The following is a 9,068-nucleotide window of genomic DNA, read 5'->3' on the forward strand; positions in this document are numbered from 1 at the left end:
GTGGTTCGTGCTCAAGAATTGGATGCGTCAACGCTGGGATGAATTTGATAGCTTTCGCGATTGTGTCGATGCTGCCTTCAACCATTGTTCGAACGTGTATCCGTAAAGCTATATTATTGGACCGGCTCTTGGAACACTGCCGCGTTTTGGGCTTGGTGAAAGCTCGAGGGAAACAGCGTACTGATTCAACTCGCGTTTTAGCTTCGATTCGGGAGTTGAATCACTTAGAGCTCGTTGCAGAAACGTTTCGAGCCGTTCTGAATGAACTCGCAACACTTGTTCCTGAATGGTTACAAGAAATTGCTTTAGAGCCTTGGTACAAGCGCTATGGTAGTCGAATTGAACAAACTCGATTACCTCGAAGCAACACGGAGAGGGAGAGTTATGCACAAACGATAGGAGACGATATTTACCATCTTTTAGAACATCTAGAAACATCCAATTTGCCGATTGAATGGCAACAACTCTCAAGCATTATTGCACTGCAACTCGTTTGGCAACGACATTATGAAGTGCTCATCGATGATAAGACGGGATTTAAGCAGGTGCGCTTTAAGCCAAAGCGAGAATTAGCGAAGGCAACTGAGGGCATTGAATCTCCCTATGACACCGAGGCTCGCTATCGCAGTCGCTATGGAGTGAGCTGGATTGGGTACATGGTGCATTGGAGCGAGACCTGTGAGGATGACGATTGCCATTTGATCACCCATGTGATGACTACTCCTGCCACTGTGCATGAAGCTAACTGTACTCAAGAGATTCACCAAGCATTGATTGATAAAGAATTGCCGCCCAGCGAGCACTATGTCGATTCAGCTTATGTTGATGCTCATCTGCTTGTAGAGGCTCAAGCACAAGGCATTACGATTGTGGGACCGACTCGTCCTAACGTCACTTGGCAAACCAAAACCGTAGATGCCTTTGACTTTACGCAGTTTACGGTGGACTGGGAACAGCAGCATGTCACTTGTCCGCAAGGGAAGCAGTCCATTTCCTGGTCCCCTTTGATAGGGCAGGATGGGCATCCTGTTTTCAAAGCCAGGTTTTCTACGTTGGACTGTGGTCCTTGTGCTGCTCGCTCTCAATGTACTCGAGCAAAACTGCCTGCTGCACGCAGTGTACTGCTGATGCCACAAGCACAGTATGAAGCGCTTAAGAACGCCCGAGCGACTCAGGTCAGTGCTGAGGGAAAGCAACGCTATCAGCGTCGGGCTGGGATTGAAGGAACGCTCTCTCAAGGAGTTCGAGCGTTTGGATTAAGGCAAACTCGATATCGAGGACTAACCAAGACCCATTTGCAAAATACTGCGATCGCTGCTGCAATGAACTTTGAGCGCTTGATCAACTGGTTGACTGGAGTACCAAGAGCAAAAACTCGAGTTTCTCGTTTGGCGGCTCTAGTGCCGGATTAAGGGAGGTGTGATCCTCATCGAGGTTCGCCAACAGTATCGGAGGATTTGTTTTACACTCCAGAGTTTGTAGGAGACAGTTTAATTTTCACTTACCGATCGTAGGAAACGTTCAACTGTCCCATTTTCAGTAACTCGATGATCAAACACCAGAAACGTCGACAGAGTTGGGCTTGCCTACCTTACCATTAACCAATTTTTGCGACATAACCGAATAAAGTACCCGTGTGTGTACTGGAATTATTGATTCAAGATTGTGACGATTCAATTATTCACAGATATTTCTATTGTCTCGCGGGGAAATTACTATGCTGCCGCTGACTGACTCTGGCTCCCGTTGCTATCAGGTTGTGGCGATCGAGATAACAATATATTTCAACAAGTATGGCGATCATAATCACAATGGTTTGATGTTTACGCTGAAGCAGAATTTACCCATCCTGAAATATATTAAGCAATTAATGCAAGGTCCGGTTGCAGAGGCTCAACTCATCGCAGAAGCTCGCGCCCGTGCTCAGCAGCTTGGCATCGAACTGCCCCAAACACCCGAAGAAGCAAAACAGCCTCATCCGCTGGTGCGTCCACTGGTGCTGAGAGCCTGTAAAGGTGACGTTGTCGAGGTGCAGCTAGAGAACGAAATTCGCGATCGCTCGATCGGATTGCATCTGGTCGGAGACGGCTACGACATTCAAACCAGCGATGGCGCACAGGTGGGGCGAAATGCTTCCAGTCTGGTTGCCACAGGCGAAACCCGCAAATACATCTGGCACTGCAAACACGAAGGTGTATTTCCCTTTCACGACGCCGGGAATTTCTCTGGTAATCAAGACGGCACGAATGCCCATGGTTTGTTTGGGGCGCTGATTGTCGAACCTGAGAACGCTTGGTGGAGCGATCCAGAAGTGGGCATGGACGGTCTTTTAGAAGACGGGCTGTATGCAGATGTGCATTTGCGATCGCGAGCAGAGCTGTCGCAATCCCCAAAGAAATCCTTTCCCAAGACAGGCGATCGCTTTTCTCAGCCCTCGAAATATGCCGATGACAACGCTTCTTTCCGCGAGTATGTCATCTTCTTTCACGACGAGCCAGAGTTTGTGCCGCCGCATGGCAAGCTGGAAAAGAATCCCTGCCAATCTGATGATCATGGCGAGAATGGACAGGTTGGACATGGCGGGCACGGTGTCGATGCTCATTCTGGATCGCTGATGCCAATTAGCTACCGCGCAGAGCCGATGATCAGCCGGGAGCGCATTATCTGGCAGAAACGCCGTGAGGGAACGCTGAATGCCCCCGTTCTGAACGAAGAGCAGCACCACAGCTCATGGATGTTTGGCGATCCTGCAACTCCCATTCTGCGGGCATATCTCGGTGATCCGGTGCGAATTCGGCTGGTTCATGCGGGCGTGAAAGAAACCCATGTGTTTCACCTGCACTTGTATGCGTGGCACGTGGTTCCCCACAATCCGCAAACGCCCCTAATCGATGCAATCAGCATCAGCCCGCAAACTGGACACACGATCGTTCCGCTATGGGGCGCAGGCAATCGTCAGGGCGTTCCCGGCGATGTGATCTGGCATTGCCATCTGTATCCGCACTTCCACATGGGAATGTGGGGCATCTTTCGTACCTTTGATACCCGTCAGGACGGCATGGACGGAGACTGTTTAACCGACGAGGATGGTCGCTATCAGGGTCGCCGCATTGGACGCTATCCCGACGGCATACCGATCGCGAAATTAGCCGTTTTACCCGATCGCGAACCGCCGCCCACGCCGACCCCCGATCGCCCTGGTTTCCCTTTGTTTATCCCAGGAACTGTCGGTCAGAAGTCACCCAGACCGCCTTATCCGGGAGACTTTGCAACGATGCCAGCCGAGCTTGACTATGAGGAAGCCACTGTTCTGGAGCGCAATGCGTTTAATGCCGATCCGCGTCCCGGTGAACTGTTTGGTCGCTTTCCCTATCCGCGTGAACTGCCGCAGCCGAATCATGAAATTGGCGTCGTCAAGCGACGGATTGACTACAACGACGACGGTTGGTATGACCCGGATGGGCATTTGTATTACCTGAAAGCCGAGGGCGATCCGGATGAGCGCGATCGAGCGAAAGAACCGCTGTTTTTCCGCTGTCGCCAGCAGGATGTGCTGGAACTAACGCTGCACAATCAACTGCCCGATTGCATCGAGGAAACTCCATTCGATCCGGCATTTCCCCCTTGTGACAAACTGCCGTGGGAAGGAGAATGCGGGCTGCACGTGCATATGGTGAAGTTTGACCCAATTTGTGGTGATGGCGCCAGCACGGGCTGGAACTATCTGAGCGCACCTCGCCTGGGTAAAAAAATGGTGTATCGCTGGTGGGCAGACGAGGAGTTTGGCACAATCTTCTTTCACGATCATCTGTTTGCTAACTATCGCCAAAAACACGGTTTATTCGGGGCATTAATCGTCGAACCCGAAGGCGCAACCTTCCACAACCCATTTGATTCCAGCCAGCCAATCCTGAGTGGACAACAGGCGGTGATTAAACTGCCACAACCGATCGACGGCGTGCAGGAATTCCGTGAATTTTGCATCAGCGTCGCTGATTGGATTCCCATGTTCGATCGCAAGGGACAACCGATCGAGCCACCCGACCAACCGGGCAGCCACGATGACAATGGCGTGATGGCAGTTAACTATCGGTCGACTCCGCTGCGAGAGCGTCAGGATGAGCCTGCCTACTGGTTCCATTCCCTGAAGGTAAAAGAACCCGATACGTCCATTTTCCATACTCTGCCCAACGAGCCAATCTGGATTCGATTAGTGCAGGGGTCACACGAAGAACAGCACAGCTTCCAGGTTCACGGAATGCGCTGGCGACGTTTCCGTAACGATTCGCGATCGCTGCTGGTCAATCAGCAAACGCTGGGCATCTCAGAAGCCTTTACCTTCAAGGTGCAGGAGTCCTATGGCGCAGGCGACTATCTGTGGAAATTTGCCGGGGCCGATGATCTCTGGGTTGGCTGCTGGGGATTGATTCGCAGTTATGATCCAGCGCAACTCGATGAAGTGGGACAAAAACTCACTCCTATCGCTCCGATCACGGATCCCCCGCTGCCCACACCGCCAGAACCTCGGCTGCGACGCCGCTTCAAGGTCGTTGCCGAAGCCCGATCGCTAACCTATCGTGATTCCAATCTGGTTGATCCGTTCGGTCTGATCTATCGTCTCGATGCGATTGCCACCCCCGGAGCAACCGAATGGCAACCGGTCTCTGCCTCTGCTCAACCCGAACCACTCGTCCTACGCTGTCGTGCCGGGGAATGGGTCGAAATCGAGCTGCATAATCGCTTGCCAGCCAGTTTAAGGCCTGAGCCTTTTTCGCCCGGTGTGCTCGCAGATGTGGACGATCGCCGTGTTTCCAATCAGGTTTCCCTGCATGCGGATCTACTTCGCTACGATGTGCAGCAGCACGATGGCGCAAATGTGGGCAAGAATCCGATTCAAAGCATATCACCGGGTCAACGCTACACGTATCTCTGGTATGCGGATCAGGTCGGCGCCGTCTTGCTGCAAGATATGGCAGATGTGCGAAATCACCGCCGTCATGGATTGATTGGCGCTCTGATTGTTGAGCCGCCCAGCGCAACTCCGCGCTTTGTGCCTCCGGGCAAACCAACTGCACCGCTGTTTAGTCCTACCGCCTGGCATGGAGCGCGAGCAACGATTCGGGGACAGTATGGCGATCGCTACGAAGAGGTTGTGCTGTTGCTCCAGGATGGATTGCGGTTATTTGTGGATGGCGATCGCGATGCTCCCTTTCCCGATAAGCCAGAGGATTTCTCCCGTGCAGGCGATCCCGATGTACTGGTGGACAACGCAGAAGACACAGAAGACCAGGGCAACAAAGGGTTTAATTATCGGGTTGAACCCCTGCTGGATGCCACGCGAGTCAATCTAGCAAATCCCGCTACGCCCGTTTGGATTGTGCCACGTCGCAGAGCCGTTCACTTCCATTTGATTTGTGCTGCCGATCGCCCCCGCAACCATAGCTTCACAATTCATGGGCATACCTGGCGCGAATGGCGTTACATGGGTGAAGGAAGCCCTCGCGTTGCATCAGAAGCAGCCCTTTCCTGTGGCACAGTTCGCACCTATGAGCTAGAAACCGCCAACCGAGCCGGAGACTATATGTATCGAAGCGGTGTGCTGAAGTGGGCAGTTGCTCAAGGGCTATGGGGCATTTTGCGAATTGCACGCACCCCTTACCTGCTATCGCTTTTCAATATCACGTTTCCGGATCACCAATGAACATTTTGTTCCTTCTTGAATTAAATCGGTAATCGGACTCTTACGCAGATTTAGCGATTCGGTTCTGGCAGTTAGCTCGGACTTGTCGCACCACGCGGTAAACCGTACCAGTTGTCCTTGATAGACACGCTGGGTATTCTCCGCCTTCCCCATCTGCCGCAGGAACTCCTCGATCTGCTAATGGCGTAAGTCGGGTGGTTCCAATCGCCGGAGTTCTTCCTTCTTGCCACCTTCAAGGGGGACGATCACGATTGGGAGAACAGGGTCAGTGGGGGAGTCATCCATAGTCGATCGTCCAGTTAGGTTGGTTTTAGATAGAGATAACATCACTTATCTCTACCTGATAATTCTAAGACAACTTTTCCTCCCCGTCTGCTCAAAGTTCCTCTAATCAAGCCTTTAAAAGGGTTCCGATAGGATACATGTAAAAACCTGCAAAATTGCCTTCAAATGTTCATTCCTCCGTAAGATTTTAGTGCTGGAATCACGAAAATCGAGAAAAGGTGAAATCAAGTTAAGGCAAAGCTTTCAGACGTATATTACAGAATTTTGCACGTATCCTCTTCCAATCCCTTTATCGCGCGACCGCAGCATGTTCGATAATCTCGGCAACGGCATCTGGATGAGAAACCATCACTACATGCGATGCACCACTCACAACAACCGTTTCCTTCGAGTTGGCGCGCTTCGCCATGAACGAAAGGGCTGCTGCCGGAATATTTAAGTCGCGATCGCCATAAATGAACCAGGACGGGATGGACTGCCAGGCAGGTGTACCCGAGGCTTCGTTAAGAGCAGCTTCTGTAATGGGTCGCTGGGTGCTAGCCATCAGCTGCGCGGCTGCGGCCGGCACATCTGCTGCAAACTGGGCGTGGAACTTGTCTTGCTGGATATAAAGATCTTTACCACCATCCGGTGTGGCAACCGGTGGTGCCAGTGTTGGCCCGAGCGTGCCGCCGGAGTAACGCCCTGAGAGTTCGACGGCAGTCTCACCGGCATCCGGGGCGAAAGCCGCAACATAGACGAGCGCCTTCACATTCTCGTTGCCGACCACGTTAGTGATGACAGCACCTCCATAGGAGTGGCCGACTAGCACTGTGGGACCCTCAATGCTCTTGAGAACGCTAGCAACATAGTCCGCATCGCTTTTCACACCGCGTAGGGGATTGGCTATGGCAACCGTCGGGTAACCTTGCTCATGAAGTTGGGTTAAGACGCCATTCCAGCTAGACGACTCGGCGAATGCACCGTGAACGAGAATGATGGTGGGTTTGATGTGTTGTGCGCTTGTGGTGTTCATGACAGTTCCTAAAGAAGTGATTAGAGTGGTTCCTAAAAAGAGTCCGGCGATTAAAAGTAAGCGGATGCCGCTTCTAAGGGGGGGCACGTTCATGTTCGTTTTCTCACTATCGAAAGACGGCTTAGTGCCTGTCTGTTGGTCCCATTGTTCAACGAGAACCCAATTCAGAACACTCAAGTTCTCTGCGTTAAACACTGAGATAAGCTGAGATGAACTAGGTTCTCTTCAGTCAAAGTGTGATTGATGGAAACAGCAGCGAGCGTCCCACTCGCGACGGCTACGGCGATCTGTGAATAAGGACTAGACACATCGCCCACCGCATAGAGTCCAGGAATTGAGGTTTGCTTACTCTCATCCACTTGTACAATGCCGTCGCTGCCAAGGTTACAGCCTAACTTTGTGGCTAGATGGCTGTGCTGATAGGACGGAGGGCGCAGCAATATACCGCGACGGGGCAGCACCTCATTGTTTGTAAAGACGATCCCTGTCAGTTTGTCGTCTTGATATTCGAGCCGAGCAATTTTTTCTTCGCGTAGCTGAACCTCCCAATTTGCTAACTGCTGTCGTTGCTCATGGGTTAATTCGGCAGGACCATTTGAACAGAGCACTAAATCGCGGCTCCAGCCGGTTAGCATAAATGTCATTTCAAGTGCTACCTCTCCCTTGCCATAGATTGCTAAAGGTTGATCTCGCACTTCCCAACCATGGCAGTAAGGACAGTGGAAAATGCTGCTACCCCAAAGTTCTGCGAATCCATCAATTGCCGGAAGTGAATCTTTCATACCCGTGGCCAACAGCAGTTTGCGACCGACAAACTGATTGCCATCGCTCAGAGTCACTTGAAAGCGATCGCCCATTTTCTGAGCATCGACCACTTCACCCATCTGAATTTCAACCCCATCATAAGGACGTAATTGCTCTCGTCCAATTTGCAGCAGTTCCGCAGGTGAAATTCCATCTCTAGAAAAGAAACCATGGGCAGCATGAGCAACTTGATTGCGTGGCTTGCCAGCATCGCAAACCAAGACCCGTTTGCAGGCTCGTCCGAGCATCAGGGCAGCAGTCAAACCGGCTGGACCGCCACCGACGATGATGACATCAAAAACATTAGTCTGTAAGTTAACATTCATAGCTTGTTCTCCTGTTGTTGGCAGTGAGTTGGCAGTCAGAGAAAGTTGAGACCTGCCATTAAGTGGCGCAGATAAAGAAGGCGACTGGTCAAAAACTATTCGCCTTCTTCAAGCAGATTTGCCAGAAGAGGCACTCAGGCACTAACCCCGCTTCCAAAATCAGAACTGCTAGGTGTCAAACCCACAATGTCTGCATAGGCGGCAGCGATCGCACAAGCACTGATCGGAATCGTCACTAGTAGACCCCCACCCAGCAGTAAAACACCTGCTAAGTTTAGTAGTACCAACGCAAAAGCAAAACCAAGGAAAGAGAACCAATTCTTGGAAATCAGCTTGCGGCTAAACTCCATTCCAACCCAAAAGTTCATCTTCTTTTCGAGGACTAAGGGGAGTGCAAAGATGTAAGCAGCTGCGAGGTAAATACCAGGAACGAGAAGCAGTAATAACCCAATACCAATCACTACGCTAGAAACGAGACTGACCAGGAGAAGCGGCAGGTAGTTATTGAAACCCCTGAAAAAATCACCAAACGTTGTAGCGCGATTTTTCAAAAGTTTAAATGCCACGATTAAAAATCCTGCATTTAAAGGAGCAGAAATGAAGAGGTTGATGAACCCCTCCAGAGTAACGAACTGGCTAACTTTGGCGCTCGCAACATTAATCAAGAAAAACACAAGTGTAAAGCCAGCAAACTCAACAGGATTTTTCTTGAATGTATTCCAGCCGCTGCTACTAGAGTTGTCGGGAAATAAGAACAGAGCTAGCCAATGCGACCTTTCAAGTTCTTCCTATGCCGCAGTCAGGTAGAAGTTCCATAATCCTGCTGCGGTTAGCATAAGGTGATCATCAAACTCCGCTTTTCGATTGCGATAGATAGCGCTCACCGCATTGTAACGCTTGACTCCAGCAAACGCATTTTCACAGACCACTCGCGATT

The 9,068-nt window shown here is 51.1% G+C and carries 6 protein-coding genes and 2 pseudogenes; 3 read left to right on the plus strand and 5 right to left on the minus strand.

Annotated features, from left to right (window positions below; all coding sequences use genetic code 11):
* The 3 genes and pseudogenes from NDA02_RS27640 to NDA02_RS27650 form a co-directional block, all read left to right on the plus strand.
* Positions 1-106, plus strand: a pseudogene (locus NDA02_RS27640) (IS630 family transposase); the annotation flags it as partial.
* 607 nt (positions 107-713) lie between these two features.
* A complete protein-coding gene (locus tag NDA02_RS27645; protein WP_348256276.1) occupies positions 714-1,412 on the plus strand; it encodes a transposase in 699 nt (232 codons plus the stop codon).
* A gap of 305 nt (positions 1,413-1,717) precedes the next feature.
* The gene (locus NDA02_RS27650) at positions 1,718-5,701 is read left to right on the plus strand and encodes a multicopper oxidase domain-containing protein (protein ID WP_190791879.1); all 3,984 of its coding nucleotides are present in this window, start codon (positions 1,718-1,720) and stop codon (positions 5,699-5,701) included.
* Positions 5,702-5,878: 177 nt separating this feature from the next.
* Here the strand turns inward: NDA02_RS27650 and NDA02_RS27655 are convergent, their stop codons facing one another.
* The 5 genes and pseudogenes from NDA02_RS27655 to NDA02_RS27675 form a co-directional block, all read right to left on the minus strand.
* Positions 5,879-6,028, minus strand: a complete 150-nt coding sequence (locus NDA02_RS27655) for a hypothetical protein (protein WP_190791878.1) — start codon at positions 6,026-6,028, stop codon at positions 5,879-5,881.
* Positions 6,029-6,275: 247 nt separating this feature from the next.
* Entirely contained in the window at positions 6,276-7,001 is a 726-nt protein-coding gene (locus NDA02_RS27660) for an alpha/beta hydrolase (RefSeq protein WP_242067318.1), read from the minus strand.
* A gap of 173 nt (positions 7,002-7,174) precedes the next feature.
* Positions 7,175-8,131 carry an NAD(P)/FAD-dependent oxidoreductase gene (locus NDA02_RS27665; protein WP_190791876.1) on the minus strand — a complete coding sequence of 319 codons (957 nt, stop codon included), beginning with the start codon at positions 8,129-8,131 and terminating at the stop codon, positions 7,175-7,177.
* A gap of 134 nt (positions 8,132-8,265) precedes the next feature.
* Positions 8,266-8,805: a hypothetical protein gene (locus tag NDA02_RS27670; protein WP_199296537.1), complete on the minus strand. Its 540-nt coding sequence runs from the start codon at positions 8,803-8,805 to the stop codon at positions 8,266-8,268.
* A gap of 114 nt (positions 8,806-8,919) precedes the next feature.
* Positions 8,920-9,068, minus strand: a pseudogene (locus NDA02_RS27675) (IS5/IS1182 family transposase); the annotation flags it as partial.

Origin of the sequence: Leptolyngbya sp. ST-U4 (genome assembly GCF_039962215.1) — a bacterium.
In the GTDB taxonomy this organism is placed as follows: Bacteria; Cyanobacteriota; Cyanobacteriia; order Elainellales; family Elainellaceae; genus Leptolyngbya_A.

Excerpts from the sequence above, each read along its gene's own strand:
- NDA02_RS27645 (WP_348256276.1), top strand. The coding sequence starts at position 714 with ATGACTACTCCTGCCACTGTGCATGAAGCTAACTGTACTCAAGAGATT.
- NDA02_RS27650 (WP_190791879.1), top strand. The coding sequence starts at position 1,718 with ATGCTGCCGCTGACTGACTCTGGCTCCCGTTGCTATCAGGTTGTGGCG.
- NDA02_RS27655 (WP_190791878.1), bottom strand. The coding sequence starts at position 6,028 with ATGTTATCTCTATCTAAAACCAACCTAACTGGACGATCGACTATGGAT.
- NDA02_RS27660 (WP_242067318.1), bottom strand. The coding sequence starts at position 7,001 with ATGAACACCACAAGCGCACAACACATCAAACCCACCATCATTCTCGTT.
- NDA02_RS27665 (WP_190791876.1), bottom strand. The coding sequence starts at position 8,131 with ATGAATGTTAACTTACAGACTAATGTTTTTGATGTCATCATCGTCGGT.